Raw genomic sequence first — 15,597 nt, 5'->3', positions numbered from 1 at the left:
GCAGGAGGGGCCCGACCCGGTTGCACGCGAGCTCGAATCGCACTATCACGGTAACCAGCGCGTACCGGGTTTCCGCGGGGGACACGCCTGGTCATGCGTCCGAGCGGCTCCGGAACCGCGAAAAGATGGTCGGACACGTCGAACGTCAGCGGGAAGACCATGGTCGAGGAGACACCGGACAACGTGGAGGACGCGGGCTACGGCATCGGAGCCGCCTCCCGGCGGCTGGGCGTGCCCGCCCCCACACTGCGCACCTGGAACCTCCGCTACGGCCTGGGGCCCAGCCGCCGCACCCCCGGCGGCCACCGCCGGTACGACGCCGCCGACCTGCGGCGGCTGACCGAGATGAAGCGTTTGATCGCCACCGGCCTGGCGCCGGCGGAGGCCGCGAGGCTCGCCCTGGCGCTGCCGCCCCCGCCTCCCGCCGCGACGCCGGAGCCCACGGAGGAGACCCCCGCCGACGCCCCGGAAACCGGCGCACCCCCGACCGGCACCCCCGCGACCGGCGCACCCCCGACCGGCGTTTCTGAGGCCGGTCTGCGGCGGCCGCCAACGGCCGCGCTGGCCCGGGCCGCGCTCGTGCTCGACAGCCACCAGGTCTCCGGCCTGGTCGAGGAGACGCTGGCCCGGCACGGCGTGGTGTGGACGTGGGAGCGGCTCCTGCTCCCCGTCTTCGACGCCATCTGCCGCCGCCAGGACGACACCGGCGCCGGCATCGACGTCGAGCACCTGCTGTCCGACCGGGTCCAGGCGGCGCTGCAGCGCCGTGCCCGCGACGTCCCGCCGCACGAGGGCCGTCCGGTGCTGCTGGCCTGCGCCGAGGACGAGCAGCACAGCCTGCCGGTGCACGCTCTGGCCGCCGCGCTCGGCGAGGTGGGCGTGCAGACCCGCGTCCTCGGCGCGCGCACCCCCTACGCGGCGCTGGCCCACGCGATGCGGAGGCTCGGCCCGGTGGTCGTGTTCGTCTGGTCGCAGCAGGCGATCACCGGTGACACCGCCCCGCTCGCGGCCCTGCCGAGGCTCCGTCCGGCGTGCCGGATCGTCATCGGCGGGCTCGGCTGGCAGGGCGAGCCGCCCCCGGGCGTCGTCCGGGTGTCGACGCTGCCCGAGGCCGTCGCGCGCATCACGGCCACGCTCGCCTGAGCAGCCCTTTCACCGGAGGACCTTGTGGCATCCCCCTATGCCCAGCTATGAATAAGTTTTGAATAGGTTTTTGGGGTGAGGGGCAGGGACATGCGGATCAGTGACGAGGAATCGCTCAGCGGGTGTTATCGCGCGCACGGCCCCGCCGTGCGCTCCTACCTGCGCCGGTACGTGCCCGCCCAGGACGTGGAGGACCTGGTGCAGGTCGTCTTCGCCGACGTCTGGCGCTCGCGCGAGAGGTACGACCCGTCCAGGAGCCTGGCGGCCTGGATCTTCGCCATCGCCCACCGCCGCGCCGTCGACCACCTGCGCGGACGCAGGCCCGTCACGGTGCCGCTGGAGGAGGTCGGCGACCCGCCAGGACGAGGACGCTCCGAGGTCGACGACCTCGCGGACCGCGACCGGCTCAGCAGGGCGCTGGCCGAGCTGTCGCACGCCCAGCGGCAGGCGATCGAGCTGGCCTACTTCGGCGACCTGAGCCAGCGCGAGATCGCCGAACGGCTGCGGGTGCCGCTCGGCACCGTGAAGGCCCGCACCTCCCGCGGCCTGCGCAGACTGTCGGCTCTGCTGGTCGCCCCGTGAACCCCGGGCCCCGGGTCAGACAGCCGGCACCGGAGCGAGCGTGGTGATGGTCAACCGGACGTGATGGTCCTCGTCGTCCGGCCGGCGGGGGTCGGTGTGGCCGGGCTCGCGGAAGAGCATCGGCCTGGACGGCCCTGGACGAGCAGATCGGTGCCGCCCGCCCAGATGCGTTCGGCGTCCGATCTGCGATCGCGGAGGTCGTCCACCACGGCCGTCAGCTCGTGGCCGCGCGGCGACCGCATCGCCCGGCCGCGGACCAGTGACATCAGCGCACCATTACGGTAACCACCGGTCACCGGTTTTCGAACGGGACACGCCTAGCGGCCACCGATGGGTGAGCCGCCGGCTGGATCAGGGCCGGTTGTCCTTTCCGTCCAGCCACAGGGTGTCGGACTCGTCCCGGTGAGTTCCGGTGCTGCCGACATGCTTGGCGTCGATCGCCGGGCCCTTCTTGATCACGTGTACCAGCGCCATCGCGTGCCCGCGGCCCAGCCCGTGGTCCTGCTTGAGCCACTCGACGATCGTGCCGGCCTTCACGGACGGGTCGTCGAACCCGCGTTCCTTCGCGAGCTCGACGAACTCGCGGGGCGTCAGCCCGGTCTTCGTCTCGATGTTGTCCAGATAAGCCTGGAACGACATATGACTCTCCCTCTCGTATGACGACTTGTCAGGCCCGTACGGCCTTCTCCAGTTTGGACATGGTCACCGCGATCCAGGCCCACGCGGCGACGACGCCGGCGAACATGGCGAGCGGCCCGCCCGGCGCGCCGCTCATCCCCCAGCACAGGCCGACCGCGAGCAGCACGCCGCCGGCGCGGCCCGCCACGGCCCAGGACGTGCCGCCGAACCGCCGGCTCAGCACGAAACAGCACGTGATCATCGCGATGAACGAGACGCAGGCCCCCGCCAGATGCACGGCTCCGACCGAGCTCATCGTCCCCGGCACGTCGGGCGTACCAGGAGGAAACGCGAAGCCCGGATCGGCAGGGAAGACGCCCGCCACGATCAAACCGAGCCCCTGGAGACCGAGCAGGCGAGGCCCCCACACGCCGCCCAAGCCGGCGCGGCGCATCCCCGCCGCACCGCACAGGGTCATCACACCGGTCACCAGGAAGCTGGAGACCTGGATCCAGCCGAGGTCGCCCAGCGAGAGCATGCTGATCGGGTGCCGGGTCAGGTCGAAGCCCGTTCGGCTGGCCGCCTGGGCCGCGGCGAGCAGGATCCAGATCGGCGCCGCGAGCATCCCGGCGGTGAGCAGCAGCGGGCGGCTCCGCGCTTTTGCCTCAATGATTGTCATGTCGACCATGGTGATCACGGGGTCGCCGAGGCACCAGGGCAAACTGAGTTCCCGGGACGCCGTTACCGGCGATACCGTTACCGGCAACGCCATTTCCTGCTTGACGCGGCAAGGGGGGAGCGCTTGCACGAGAGCCGCGAGCTCCTCGGCCAGTTCCTGCGCGAGCGCCGCGCCAGGATCACCCTGAGCCAGGTGGGCCTTCCCCCGCGACGTTCCCGCCGCCGTGACTCCCTCACCCAGGAGGACCTGGCCTACCTCACGGGATACTCCATCCGCACCATCAGCGCGCTGGAGCAGGGCGCCGAACACCGCCCCACCTCCGAGCTGCTCGAAGCCATCGCGTCGGCGCTCCAGCTCGGTCAGGACGAGCGCAGCATCCTGTGGTACCTCGCGAACGGCACCCCTCCTCCCGAGCCTGACGGCGCCGTCGAGCCCGACCCGGCCCTGCACCGCCTGGTGAGCGCTCTCGAACCGCACCCCGCGTACGTGACCGACGGGTTGTGGAACGTCCAGAGCCAGAACTCCGCGTTCGCCCGGTGGATCTGCGACTTCACCGCCATGCCCGAGGGCGAGCGGACGATCCTCCACTGGTTCTTCCTGCACGAGCACTCCAAGCACGTCATGGTCGAGTGGGAGCGCGAGGCGACGGCGCTGATGTCGCTGGTCCGCGGCCGGGCGATGCGGTCGCGGCGCGGCCACGAGCTGATGGCCGTGGTGGACGACCTGCGCGAGCGGAGCCCCGACGCCGAACGCCTCTGGGCCGGGGGCACCGAGCTGCTCGTGCAGGGCCCGTCCAGGCCGATGCTCTTCCGCGAGCCGGGTCACACGGGCGCCGACGACCGCCACGTCCAGCTGACCATCACCACACTCGCTCCGGTACGCGCCGGGGAAGGCCATCGCATCCTGGCCTTCCTCCTGCCCGAGGGTTACTCAGCGCCGCCCGCCAACGGAGGTTGCCCCGCGTGCCAGGGCTGACGTCGGCGCGGGGCCGGTTCTGTCGTAGGGCCGGGGCATGATGCCGGCATGCTGCTCCGTATCGAGGCGTCCGATCTGCCAGGGCTCGAATGCGGGCTTCCCGGGGTCCGCGACATCCACGTCGGCGTGCAACGGCGGGCGCGCCCCGGCGAGTTGACGGGCACGTTCCCCGCGGACGCCCCTTCAGCCGTCTGGGAGCTGGAAGTGGCCGCGACCCGCGGGGAGTCCGGCTGGGATCTCCGGGGCCCGTTCGTCCAGGGCGGGCCGGGCGGCCGGTTCGTCTACCTGTCCTGGATGTCGGCCGACGACGCCGGGAGGTTCTCGATGTTCCGGCGGGCGAAGCTGCTGTTCGACGGCGTCCCCCCTGACGTGCTGGACGCCGCGGTGGGCCACGGGCTGCTGGTGGCGCGGCTGGGGCTGACCGATGCCCGGGGTCACCCGTTGTGCGCCGCGGTCCGCCCGCCGCTGGTCGAGTGGTCCGCCCCGGCTCCCCGGTAACCGGTGCCGCCGTCCACGGCCTGACGTCTCCGGCCCGGGTGACAAGAGCGGGAGAGGGGGTAAGTCGCAGGTCGGGCCGCATGGCGCTGATCGGGGGGATCATGCTGGGGATGCCTGACGGGGTGCGCGGGTGCCTGTTCGACATGGACGGCGTGCTCACCCGCACCGCCACCGTGCACGCCGCCGCGTGGAAGTCGATGTTCGACGACTTCCTGCGCGACCGGGCAGACCGCACGGGCACCCCTTTCGTGCCGTTCGACGCGGTGGCCGACTATGACCGCTACGTCGACGGCAAGAAACGGCTCGACGGGACCCGGAGCTTCCTGGAGGCGCGCGGGATCAGCCTCCCGGAGGGCAAGCCGGACGACCCGCAGGACGCGCAGACCCTGTACGGATTGAGCAACCGGAAGAACGCCCTGGTGCAGGCCATACTCGACAGGGACGGCGTGCAGGTGTTCCCCGGCTCCGTCCGATACGTGCGGGCCGCCGAGGAGGCAGGGCTGCGCAGGGCGGTGGTGTCTTCGAGCGCCAACGCCGCCCACATCCTGGCCGCCGCCGGGATCGCCGGACGCTTCGAGGCGCGGATCGACGGGGTGGTCGCCCGCGAGCGGCACCTGGCGGGCAAGCCCGCCCCGGACATGTACGTGGCGGGCGCCGAGGCGCTGGGGCTGAAGCCCTCGCAGGCGGCGGTGTTCGAGGACGCGCTGGCCGGAGTCGCGGCCGGCCGGGCCGGAGGTTTCGGCTTCGTCGTCGGCGTCGACCGGAAGGGGCAGGCGGACGCGCTGCGCGAGCACGGCGCCGACGTCGTCGTCGGCGACCTGGCCGACCTGCTGAAGTCGGAGGGCCGGCGATGATCCGGCATCCCGCGTTCGCCATCGAGCCGTGGTCGGTGCGGGAGCGCCGGCTGGACCTGGACGTGCTGGCGCAGAGCGAGTCGGTGTTCGCGCTGTCGAACGGGCACATCGGCCTGCGCGGCAACCTGGACGAGGGCGAGCCGCACGGGGAGCCCGGCACCTACCTCAACGGGCTGTACGAGCTGAGGCCGCTGCCGTACGCGGAGGCGGGCTACGGCTACCCCGAGTCCGGGCAGACGGTGGTGAACGTGACCAACGGCAAGGTGATCCGGCTGCTGGTCAACGACGAGCCCTTCGACGTGCGCTACGGGACGGTGCACGAGCACGAACGGGTCCTCGACCTGCGCGCCGGCACCCTGACGCGCACCGTCCTGTGGAGCTCGCCGACCGGCACCCGGGTGCGGGTCACCTCCACCCGGCTGGTGTCCTTCACCCACCGCGCCGTCGCCGCGATCCGGTACGAGGTCGAGGCGGTCGACGAGCCGTTGCGCGTCGTCGTGCAGTCGGAGCTGGTGGCCAACGAGACCCAGGAGACCACGGACGACGACCCGCGGGCGGCCGCGCGGCTGCGGTCGCCACTGGTGCTGGAGGAGAACGTCCCGAACAAGAACGGCCCGGCGATCATGGTGCACCGCACCCGGGTCAGCGGGATACGGGTGGCCGCCGGCATGAGCCACGAGATCGACGGGCCGGACGGCACCCTGGTCGACGCCGACGGCAGCGGCGATGTCAGCCGGCTCACCGTCGCCACGAATCTCGCCCCCGGACGGCCGCTGAGACTGGTCAAGTACTTCTCCTACGGGTGGTCGGTGCGGCGTTCGCGGGCCGCCACGCACGATCAGGTCGTCGCGGCGCTCGCCGCCGCCCGGCTGGCCGGGTGGGACGGTCTGTGCGCCGACCAGCGGCGCTTCCTCGACGACTTCTGGAACGGCGCGGACGTCGAGGTGGAAGGCGACCCCGAGGTGCAGCAGGCCGTCCGTTTCGGGCTGTTCCACCTGCTGCAGTCGGCCGCGCGCCTGGAGGAGCGCCCCATACCCGCCAAGGGGCTGACCGGCTCGGGCTACGACGGGCACGCGTTCTGGGACACCGAGATCTTCGTCCTGCCGGTCCTCACCTACACCTATCCGCGAGCCGTCGCCGACGCGCTGTCGTGGCGCCGGTCCATCGTCCCGCTGGCGCGGGCCCGCGCCACCCAGCTGGGGCTGCACGGCACCGCCTTCCCGTGGCGGACCATCCACGGGGAGGAGTGTTCGGGCTACTGGCCGGCCGGCACCGCGGCGTTCCACGTCAACGCCGACATCGCGCACGCGGTCACCCAGTACGTCGACGCCACCGATGACACGTCGTTCGAGCGGGAGACCGGCCTGCCGCTGCTGGTCGGCACGGCCCGGCTGTGGTGCGCCCTCGGCCATCACGACCCGGCCGGACGGTATCGGATCGACGGGGTCACCGGCCCCGACGAATACAGCGCCGTCGTCGACAACAACGTCTACACCAACCTGATGGCCCAGCAGAACCTGCGCGTGGCGGCCGAGACCGCGGCCCGCCATCCCGACGAGGCCGAGCGGCTCGGCGTCACCGCCGAGGAGACCACCGCCTGGCGCGACGCCGCCGCCGCGATGTCCGTCCCCTACGACGAGGACCTGGGCGTGCATCCGCAGCACGAGGCGTTCACCCAGCACGCGCCGTGGGACTTCGCCGCCACCAAGCCCGACCAGTACCCGCTGCTCCTGCACTTCCCCTACTTCGACCTCTACCGCAAGCAGGTGGTCAAACAGGCCGACCTGGTCCTCGCCATGCACCTGCGCGGCGACGCCTTCACCGCCGAGCACAAGGCGCGGAACTTCGCCTACTACGAGCCCTTGACGGTCCGCGACTCGTCCCTGTCCGCCTGCACCCAGGCGGTGATCGCCGCCGAGGTGGGGCACCTCGACCTGGCCTACCGCTATCTGGGCGAGGCGGCCCTGATGGACCTGGAGGACCTGGAGAAGAACACCGTCGACGGTGTCCACATGGCCTCGCTGGCCGGGGCGTGGATCGTCCTCGTGACGGGGTTCGGCGGGATGCGCGCCGGCCAGGGGCGGCTGGGGTTCGCCCCGAAGCTGCCGCCGGAGATCACCCGGCTCGCCTTCCGCCTGCGCTACCGCGGCAGCCTCCTGAGCGTCACCGCCACGGAAGAGACGACCACCTACGAGCTCCTGGAGGGCCCGCCGATCACCCTGACCCACCACGGCGACCAGATCCGCCTCGACCGGGAATCGGTCGCCCGCCCCAACCCACCGCGCCCGCCGTCGAACGGACAGCCCCGCCAGCCCCCCGGCCGCGAGCCCGCCGCCCGACACACCAAATCCAAGGGGCACAAACGCCGGTAAGAGACGGTCCCTCGCCGGGCGACCACGACGCGACTTGCCGCGTACGGCTCACCGCCGGGCGTACAGGTGACTTCGCGTACGGCTCACCGCCGGATGTACACGGTGACTCGCCGCGTACGGCTCACTTACGGGCGAGTGCGGACCGGTAGACCGCGATCGTCTCCTTCGCGGCTCCGGCCCAGCTCAGCCGCTCCCTGACGAACCGTTCCCCGCTGTCCGCGAGAGCGCGGCGGGCCACCGGATCCGCCATGAGGTCGATCACGGCGTCGGCGATGGAGCCGGGGTCGGCGCTTCGCGCGTACCGCACGGCGGGGTCGGCGGGGTCGCCGAGGAAGATCCGGGAGAACCCGTCGCCGAGGATCGTCGGCCTGGCCAGAGCCATGGCCTCGGTCGCCACCAGGCCGAACGGCTCGAAGAGCGAGGGAAAGACGCAGAGGTCGGCCAGCTCGTAGTACTCCAGCAGCGCCGCGACGTCGACGAACCCGCCCGAGGTGAGGACGCGCCCCTCCAGCCCGGCGTCCGCGACGATCCGCGCGACCCCGGCCTCGTCCCCCTCCCCGACGATCACCAGCCGGAGCCGGGGGAGCGCGACGGCGATCTTCTCCATCGCCTCCAGCAGCTGGTAGATCCCCTTCTGCCGTTCGACGCGGCCGACGAAGAGCAGGACAGGGTCGCCGTCCGCGATGCCGAGACGGGCGCGCAGCGCGGCGGCGCCGGAGCGGAGCGCGGCCCTGTCGACACCGGCGAGCCGCCGTTCGAACGTGCCGCCCAGACAGACCACGTCGATCGTGTCCCGGTTCCACCCGGCGGCGGCGAGCTGCTCGCGCACCTCCGGGGTGGCGACCACGACCCGGCGGGCGATCCGTCCCAGCCACCGCTCCAGGGCGGCGAACACGCCGACCGGGTCGGTGATGCTGCGCTGCGGCGCGACGCCGTACTCGGTGGTGTGCACGTGGAAGACGACCGGCAGGCGCAGCACGTAGTGGCACAGCAGGGCGGCCAGGAAGTTCGTCGAGTCGTGCACGGCGACCAGGTCGGGCCGCTCACCAGGGGCCAGCCGGCGCAGCCGCAGGAAGTACCGCCAGTTGCTCACCACGACGTTCACCGCCAGCAGGACGAACTCGGCCCGGCGCGTCCGGTTGAGCCTGCGGCGGCGGCTGATCGCGCCGAGCAGGCGGCCGAGCGGCCGGTAGACGGTGACGCCGTCGCGCCGCTCGTGCACCGGCAGGCGCCCGTCGTTCAGCGTGAACACGGCCATCTCCAGGTCGCGCGCCAGGTGCGGCGTGATCTCCTCGACGTAGCGGCCGAGCCCTGCGGTGATGTTGGGCGGGAACTGGTTGATGACGTGGACGACCTTCATCGTTCGACCTCCGGAGGACGGGCCCGGTACACCCGGGCCGCGGCGACGGCCACGACGGCTACCAGGACGAGATTGGTCAGTGCGAACCCCATCAGGCCCCCGGTCAGGCCCTGCCAGGAGATGAACACGGCCTGGCAGGCGAGCGCGAGGGGCGACCCGACGGCGAGGCAGGCGATGAGCACCTTGGCGCCCCGCACCCCGTCCATCGACAGGGCGAAGAGGTAGAGGTTGAACACCGTGTGGACGCCGATCCCCACCGCGGACAACGCCATCAGTCCGGGCGAGTACGGATACTCCGCCCGCAGCACCAGGAAGAACAGCGCGCTCGCGGCGAAGGAGAAGACGGCGGTGGCCACCGCGATCGCCGGCGCGAGGCGGCCGATCCGCCGCAGCGCCGCGACCTTGTCGGCCGTCGCCAGCACCGGCAGCAGCACGAGCCCGATCCCCTCGGTGAACACCACGCCGAGCAGCCTCTTCGGGAAGCCGTTGTAGATCGAGTAGACGCCGACGTCGCTCCCGGAGGCCCAGTGGTTGAGGAAGATCACGTCCACCCCGAACAGCACGGCGGTGAAGGCGGCGATGACGCTCATGTAGGCGCCGTGCCGGAGCAGCGAGCGCGCCAGGGACGCGGACCAGGAGCGCGGGACGATATCGAAGCCGATCACGGCCACGAGGGCGAACACGACGTTCGTGACGATCAGCGCGACCAGGTAGACCTCGGCGTCCCTGATGCCCGCGACCAGCAGGCAGTAGGCGGCCGTGGCCAGGTAGACGGCGGCGACGGCGAGCTTGAGCCCCGCCACGAACGCGAACTTCTTCAGCCCGCGCAGGAAGCTCTCGGTCAGCTGGTTCACCGTCATCGACAGGGCCAGCGCCAGCGCGAAGCAGAGCGTACGGACGTCCACGCCGAGCAGGCGGGTCAGCGCCGGGGCGGCCAGCAGCCCGGCGGCGACCAGTCCGCCGCCCAGCGCCAGCGTGGTGAACAGCGCCGTCGTCACCAGGGCCGGCCGGTCCTGCGGCTCGGCCCTCGGCAGCTCCTGGAACATGACGTAGTTCAGGTTGAGCAGCATGCCGACGGTGACGATCAACGCGATCGTCAGCACCAGGGTGAACCGGCCGAACGCCGCCGCGCCGATCCCCCAGGCGATCACGAGCGTCGTCGCCGCCGCCGTCCCGCTGGCGGCGATCCCCACCAGCGTCGGCCACACGGCCCACCCCCGCCCCCCGACCAACCTGGCCACGTGCTCTCGGACGGCCCAGCCCCGTCCACCGGCGAGCCTGGTCGCGTGGTCGCGTCCGGCTCTGTTCCGGCCGCCGAGCAGGCGTGCCATCCGGTCGCGGACCGGGCCGGACGTCACGGGGTCACCTCCGCGTACGCCGCCAGCGTGGTTTCGGCGGTGCGCGTCCAGGAGTATCGCGCGCGGACGTGCTCGGCGCCGCGCCGGGCGAGCCCGGCAGCGTGCTCCGGGTCGTCCAGGCAGCGCGACAGGGCCGCGGCCAGCTCCTCCGGCTCTCCGGTACGGCAGCGGACCGCCCCGTCGCCGACCACCTCCGGCGAGTAGCCCGGCCCCACCACGACCGGCCGTCCCAGCGCCATCGCCTCCACGGCGACCAGCCCGAACGGCTCGTACGACGAGGGGAAGGCGCACACGTCGGCGGCCAGGAAGTGCGCGAACACCTCGGGCGGGTCCAGGAACCGGTAGCCGGCGACCACGTGCCCGCCGACGCCCTCCCGCTGGATCAGCCGGGCCACCTCCGCGTCGTCGCCGCTGCCGATGAGCACCACCCGCAGGTCGTCGCGGTCGCGGAGCAAGGGCACCGCTTCGATCAGCGTGCGCACGCCCTTGTGCGGCGAGAGGCGACCGGCGAAGACGACCAGCCTTCCGGCGCCGTCGGGCAGGTAGCGGGCCCTGACCTCCGCGCGGAGCCGGTCGCGCTCGGCGGGGGAGAGCCCGGCCAGCCGCACCAGCTCGGGATCCTCGAACCCGTGCGGCACGACCCGCAGCCGCCCCGGCGGCCAGCCGCGCGCCACCAGTTCGTCCCGCATGCCCGCGCTCGGCACCACGATCAGGTTCGCCAGCCGGGCCTGGGCGTTCTCCAGCGCGGTGATGCCCGCGGTCACGGCGGTGCGGCGCGCCCCCGGTGCGGTGTTGTGCTCACAGGTGTGCACGTGGAACACCACCGGCATCCGCCCGACCACCCGGCACAGGATCCCGGCGATGCACCCCATCCAGTCATGCACCGCCACCACCGCCCCGGACCGCCGCCCACCACCCCGCAGGATCCGCGCCGCGACCCGCACGTTGAAAACGACCAACCCGGCAACCCTGACCAGCGACCGGACACCCCCACGCGAACGGGCGTCCGCACGCGGCTCGGCGTCCTCGGACGAGCGGGCGTTCTTGCGCGGTTCGGCACCCCCACGCGGGCCGGCACCCCCACGGGGGCCAGCGTTCTCGCGCGCTTGGGCGTCCTCGGGCCGGCGGGCGTTCTCGCGCGCTTGGGCGTCCCCAGGCAGGCGGGCGTCCGCACGCGGCTTGGCGTCCCCCGACGGGCGGGCGTTCTCGTGCGGGTCGGTGGGCTTGGGTGGGTGGGGGTGGGTGGGTTGTCCGGCGGTGCGTAGGCGGTGCAGGGTGACGTCGCCGGTGTGTTCGGTCCGGGTCCGCAGGTGTCGGCCGACTGCGCCGTACACCTCGATGGGGACGCCGGCGGCGCGCAGGGCGGGGAGCATCCGCTCGGCGTACCGTCCCAGACCGCCGACGACGTTCGGCGGGACCTCGGTGCAGACGACGTGGCAGCGGCGCGGCCGGGTCAGTCCGGGCACCGCTGGAACGCCTGGCGGGCGAAGTCGAGGTCGTCCGGGGTGTTGACGCCGCGAGCCTCGGAGGGGTCGGTGACCGGCACCACCGTCACCGGCCTGCCGCGGACCTGCGACAGGTACGGCAGGAACGGCAGGAAGTTGACCTCACCGGTGGCCGCACCGGGGGCGGCGTCGAGCAGGTAACCCGCCCACGCCTCCGCCAGCCCTTCCGTGCCGAGACAGAAGACGCCGACGTCGCTGAGCCCGCCGGGCCGGCAGTCGTCCCCCTCGCGGGACATCCGCACCCTGACCAGGGCCGGCCCGTCCAGCTCGTACTCGACGTACGGCGCGGGCATCGGCACCAGCGGGAGGGTGAGGCCGTCATGGCAAGCCCGCACCACCTGCCGCACGGTCGCCGGGGACAGGTTCACCTGGTCACCCCAGACCACGAGGATCCGGTCGTACCCCTCCCAGTGCGCGACGGCCCCGAAGATCGCGTCACCCATGCCCGTCGGCCGCGCCTGGACGCTCACCGAGACGGCGCCGCGCTCGATCTCCTCAGCGGCCAGGCGGCGGAACGGGATCTCGCCGGCGGGGGAGACCACCACGTGGACGTGCTCCACCCAGGGGCTCAGTCGCCGGTGCAGCAGGTGCCACACGGTGACGCCGTCCGCGATCTCCAGCATGATCTTCGGGATGCCGAGGCCGAGCCTGGTCCCGCTCCCGGCCGCCGGGATCACCGCGCAGACGCGCTGGTCACTCACTGCCATTCACTCCCCTGCCGAGGAAGTCCACGATCTCGTCCAGATCCCGCACCTGGGTCGCTCCCGCTGCCGGTTCCACCGCGTTGACCTGCAACGTCACCAGTCCGGCGCCGACGGCGGAGGCGACGCCGTGCTCGGAGTCCTCCAGGGCCACGGCGTCGTCCGGGTCGACGGACCAGCGCTCGCAGGCGTGCCGGTAGAACGCCGGGTCCGGCTTGCCTGACGGGGCGTCGTCGCCGGTGAGCACGCCGCTGAAGTAGCCGCCCAGCGAGCAGGCCGCCAGGACCCCTTCGACCGAGCCCCTGCTGCCGCTGGTGACCAGGTAGGCGGTGCGGCCGCCGCTGGTCAGGCGGTCGAGCAGCCGCCCGGCGCCGGGGAACGACGCCACCCTGCCCGCCTCCACGTACTCCCGGTAGAGCCGCTGCTTGCGCCGGACCAGCCGTTCCGCCACGTCACCGCCGACGCCCAGCCCGGCCACCACCTCGCGCGTGGTCGCCCCCGCGTGCGCGTCGTACCGGAAGGAACCGAGCGCGGACGGCGCGAGCTCCCCGATCGCAGCGCGGAACGCCGCCGCGTGCACGGGCGCGGAGTCGACGAGCGTGCCATCCAGATCACACAGCCAGACCCGCCGCCCGGCGACCATCGCCGCCAGACCCTCGTGGCCCAGCCGGCCGTCCGCCGGACTCATCGGACCCTTGCGGCCCAGCCGACCACCCGCCGCCGGGCCCTCGCGGCGCAGCCGGCCGTCCGCCGTCGGGCTTATCGGGTCCTCGTACCCGCGCCGACCGTCCGCCGGGTTCATGGGGTCCTCGTCAGGGCGGCCTCGTCGGCGATCTCCATGAGGGCGCGTACGGTGCGGGGGCCGCAGTGGACGCCGGGGCGGTCGGCGTCGGCCAGGTCGGCGGTGACCCATCGGGCGCCCGCCCAGACGCCGTCGGCGACGACGTCGGACGGGACGCCCGGCGCGTCCGGGGCGCGGTGGCTGAGGACGTGCGTGACGGTGCCGCGCTCGTTGCCCGGGTCGCCGAGGTAGGACAGGGTACGGCCGACCAGCTCGGGTGCGCTCAGCCCCTGGACGTCGTGGTCGTCGCGGGTGTTGACGACGAACACCTTGGCCGCGGCCCGGCTCTCAGCGATCGCGTCCGCGACCCCCGGCGTCAGGTAGCTGGGCAGCAGGGACGAGTGCGGGGTGCCGGGTCCGTACAGGAGAAGGTCGGCGTTCCTGATCGCGTCCCCGGCCTCCGGGTTGAGCGAGACCGTGGCGCGCAGGTCCGCCAGGATCCGCCGCACCTCCTGGACGGGTCTGGCCGCCAGCTCGGCCCGGCGCTCGAAGGTCAGCGGCTCGCGGAGCAGGAACAGGTCGGTGATCGCGGCGGCGTCCTGCGGCGCGACGATGTCCGCCTCGTCGGCCAGGAGCCGGCCGTCCTGCTTGAGCGCGACCAGGAACGCGTTCTCGCCGCCGGTGACGTTCACCAGGCCGAGCGGTGACTCGAACGTCCGCGCGCACGCGCGTACCGCGGCGTTGAAGTCCTCGCCCAGCCGCAGGTACGCACCGGCGAACACCAGGTTGCCGAGCGCGCACTCGGTCAGATCGAGCCCGTCGGGGTGGCTGTCGACCCAGCGCAGAAACGCGGCCAGGTCCCGCCCGATCGCGGCACGCGCCTGCGGCGAGAGAGCCGCTGGGTCCAGCGCGCTCGCGGTACGCGCCGACGGCGGCAAGGCGGCTGGGTCCGGCGCGTTCGTGGTACGCGTCGAGGGCGAGGCCGGACCGCCTATCGCGTCGGCGAGCTCCTCCTTGCCGGCGGTGAGCCGGTGCTCCAGCACCGAGCGGAGGGCGACTGGGTCGGGCGCGTCCGCGGTGCGTGCAGGGGATGACGGGCTGCTTATCGCGTGGGCCAGGGCGGCGAGTTCCTCCGCGCCGACGGTGAGCCGGTGTTCCAGGACTGAGCGGAGGGCGGCCTGACGGGGGTCGCGGTCGTCGAGGTGGACCAGGAGGTTCTTGCGGAAGTCGGAGGGGCCGAGCATGCCGGGGAGGTAGCGCCGGAGGGCGCCGGTGGACCGCCCGTTGTCGTAGCCGTTGATCACGAGTGTGAGGTCGACCCCGGGCGTGCGTAAGAGGCCGCGCGCGATGCCGGCCCCGCCGCGCCCGCCGCTGAAGAGGGTGACGGCGGTGCGGCCGCTCATCGGGCCCGCTCCGTCATCCCGCGCGCCGGTTCCGACGCCTCCGGGAGGCGGAGCACGCCCCGGCGTAACAGCCACCGGCGATAGCCGAGATAGCCCACGAACAATGCACGGTCCCGCGCCCCGCGCCAGAACCGCCACCCCCGGGCGCCGCCGCCGCGCTCCCGGTGCTCGATCGGGATCTCCACCCAGGTGTGGCCGAGCTCCGCGACCCTGGCGGTGATCTCGGTCGAGCAGTTCATCCCGCTCGACTCCAGGTGCAGGGCGCGCAGCAGCGGGCCGCGTACCACCTTGAAGATCGAGTTGTAGTCGCGGTACCGGGTGCCGTGCGTGAGGTTGCTGACCGCGCCGCTGGCCGCCGAGCCCCACCGGTACGCGACGCCGTCGGCCTTCCTGATCCGGGCGCCGGAGAAGGCGTCCGCCTCGCCCGCCCGTACCGGGTCCAGGAAGGCGTCCAGGGCGGAGATCGGGAACTGCCCGTCGGAGTCGAGCAGCACGACCCAGTCCATCCGGGTGTGCGCGATGGCGGCGGCGATGGCCGCGCCGGCGCCCCGGTTCCGGGCGAAGGTGACGACGACCAGTTCGGGGCAGCGCTCCCGCAGGTCCGCGAGGATCTCACCGGTGGCGTCGGTGCTGCCGTCGTCGCAGACGACGATCTCCCAGGCGCCGATCGCCGGGTGCCCGGCCAGGTAGTCGCGCCATTCGGTCACCGCCGCCGCGATGTTCGCCGCCTCGTTGTAGGCGGGCGCCGCCACCGAGATGCCGACGGTC

General features: G+C 72.9%; 16 protein-coding genes. 6 read left to right on the top strand and 10 right to left on the bottom strand.

Annotated features, from left to right (window positions below; translation table 11 throughout):
* Positions 1–159 precede the first annotated feature (159 nt).
* Both ACIBF7_RS03880 and ACIBF7_RS03875 read left to right on the top strand, forming a co-directional pair.
* Positions 160–1,143 (top strand): MerR family transcriptional regulator, encoded by a 984-nt coding sequence (locus tag ACIBF7_RS03880; RefSeq protein ID WP_271275525.1) that lies wholly within the window; start codon positions 160–162, stop codon positions 1,141–1,143.
* Positions 1,144–1,233: 90 nt separating this feature from the next.
* On the top strand, positions 1,234–1,725 hold the full coding sequence (locus ACIBF7_RS03875; protein ID WP_271275524.1) for an RNA polymerase sigma factor: 492 nt from the start codon (positions 1,234–1,236) through the stop codon (positions 1,723–1,725).
* A 50-nt stretch (positions 1,726–1,775) separates the two neighbouring features.
* Here ACIBF7_RS03875 and ACIBF7_RS03870 read toward each other — a convergent pair whose 3' ends face one another.
* From ACIBF7_RS03870 to ACIBF7_RS03860, 3 genes are all read right to left on the bottom strand, one after another.
* Positions 1,776–1,991 carry a hypothetical protein gene (locus ACIBF7_RS03870; RefSeq protein WP_271275523.1) on the bottom strand — a complete coding sequence of 72 codons (216 nt, stop codon included), beginning with the start codon at positions 1,989–1,991 and terminating at the stop codon, positions 1,776–1,778.
* 85 nt (positions 1,992–2,076) lie between these two features.
* Positions 2,077–2,364: a DUF4287 domain-containing protein gene (locus ACIBF7_RS03865; protein ID WP_271275522.1), complete on the bottom strand. Its 288-nt coding sequence runs from the start codon at positions 2,362–2,364 to the stop codon at positions 2,077–2,079.
* A gap of 28 nt (positions 2,365–2,392) precedes the next feature.
* Entirely contained in the window at positions 2,393–3,022 is a 630-nt protein-coding gene (locus ACIBF7_RS03860) for a DUF998 domain-containing protein (protein WP_271275521.1), read from the bottom strand.
* A gap of 123 nt (positions 3,023–3,145) precedes the next feature.
* Here ACIBF7_RS03860 and ACIBF7_RS03855 point away from each other — a divergent pair, with 123 nt between their 5' ends.
* The 4 genes from ACIBF7_RS03855 to ACIBF7_RS03840 all read left to right on the top strand — a co-directional run bounded on the left by ACIBF7_RS03855 (position 3,146) and on the right by ACIBF7_RS03840 (position 7,721).
* The gene (locus tag ACIBF7_RS03855; protein ID WP_397196365.1) at positions 3,146–3,997 is read left to right on the top strand and encodes a helix-turn-helix domain-containing protein; all 852 of its coding nucleotides are present in this window, start codon (positions 3,146–3,148) and stop codon (positions 3,995–3,997) included.
* A gap of 48 nt (positions 3,998–4,045) precedes the next feature.
* Entirely contained in the window at positions 4,046–4,495 is a 450-nt protein-coding gene (locus tag ACIBF7_RS03850) for a DUF5990 family protein (RefSeq protein ID WP_271275519.1), read from the top strand.
* Positions 4,496–4,575: 80 nt separating this feature from the next.
* A complete protein-coding gene (locus ACIBF7_RS03845) occupies positions 4,576–5,349 on the top strand; it encodes a beta-phosphoglucomutase family hydrolase (RefSeq protein ID WP_271275518.1) in 774 nt (257 codons plus the stop codon).
* The gene (locus ACIBF7_RS03840) at positions 5,346–7,721 is read left to right on the top strand and encodes a glycoside hydrolase family 65 protein (RefSeq protein WP_271275517.1); all 2,376 of its coding nucleotides are present in this window, start codon (positions 5,346–5,348) and stop codon (positions 7,719–7,721) included. The genes ACIBF7_RS03845 and ACIBF7_RS03840 overlap by 4 nt, the downstream gene beginning before the upstream one ends.
* A gap of 121 nt (positions 7,722–7,842) precedes the next feature.
* Here ACIBF7_RS03840 and ACIBF7_RS03835 read toward each other — a convergent pair whose 3' ends face one another.
* From ACIBF7_RS03835 to ACIBF7_RS03805, 7 genes are read right to left on the bottom strand one after another with little or no spacing between them, the layout of a single operon-like run.
* Positions 7,843–9,081: a glycosyltransferase family 4 protein gene (locus ACIBF7_RS03835; RefSeq protein WP_271275516.1), complete on the bottom strand. Its 1,239-nt coding sequence runs from the start codon at positions 9,079–9,081 to the stop codon at positions 7,843–7,845.
* Positions 9,078–10,439, bottom strand: a complete 1,362-nt coding sequence (locus tag ACIBF7_RS03830) for a lipopolysaccharide biosynthesis protein (RefSeq protein ID WP_397196364.1) — start codon at positions 10,437–10,439, stop codon at positions 9,078–9,080. The genes ACIBF7_RS03835 and ACIBF7_RS03830 overlap by 4 nt, the downstream gene beginning before the upstream one ends.
* Entirely contained in the window at positions 10,436–11,905 is a 1,470-nt protein-coding gene (locus tag ACIBF7_RS03825; protein WP_397196363.1) for a glycosyltransferase family 4 protein, read from the bottom strand. Before ACIBF7_RS03825 ends, ACIBF7_RS03830 begins: the two co-directional genes overlap by 4 nt.
* Positions 11,893–12,645, bottom strand: coding sequence for an NTP transferase domain-containing protein (locus ACIBF7_RS03820; protein ID WP_397196362.1), 753 nt, complete (start codon positions 12,643–12,645; stop codon positions 11,893–11,895). Before ACIBF7_RS03820 ends, ACIBF7_RS03825 begins: the two co-directional genes overlap by 13 nt.
* On the bottom strand, positions 12,638–13,447 hold the full coding sequence (locus ACIBF7_RS03815) for an HAD family hydrolase (protein WP_397196361.1): 810 nt from the start codon (positions 13,445–13,447) through the stop codon (positions 12,638–12,640). Before ACIBF7_RS03815 ends, ACIBF7_RS03820 begins: the two co-directional genes overlap by 8 nt.
* Positions 13,444–14,829, bottom strand: a complete 1,386-nt coding sequence (locus ACIBF7_RS03810) for a 2-phospho-L-lactate transferase CofD family protein (RefSeq protein ID WP_397196360.1) — start codon at positions 14,827–14,829, stop codon at positions 13,444–13,446. Before ACIBF7_RS03810 ends, ACIBF7_RS03815 begins: the two co-directional genes overlap by 4 nt.
* A complete protein-coding gene (locus ACIBF7_RS03805; RefSeq protein WP_397196359.1) occupies positions 14,826–15,581 on the bottom strand; it encodes a glycosyltransferase family 2 protein in 756 nt (251 codons plus the stop codon). Before ACIBF7_RS03805 ends, ACIBF7_RS03810 begins: the two co-directional genes overlap by 4 nt.
* Positions 15,582–15,597: the final 16 nt, after the last annotated feature.

Origin of the sequence: Nonomuraea sp. NPDC050478, from assembly GCF_044458265.1 — a bacterium.
GTDB lineage: Bacteria > Actinomycetota > Actinomycetes > Streptosporangiales > Streptosporangiaceae > Nonomuraea > Nonomuraea ferruginea.
Note: the sequence above shows the minus strand (reverse complement) of the source record. Positions and strands in the feature narration are given on the sequence as shown.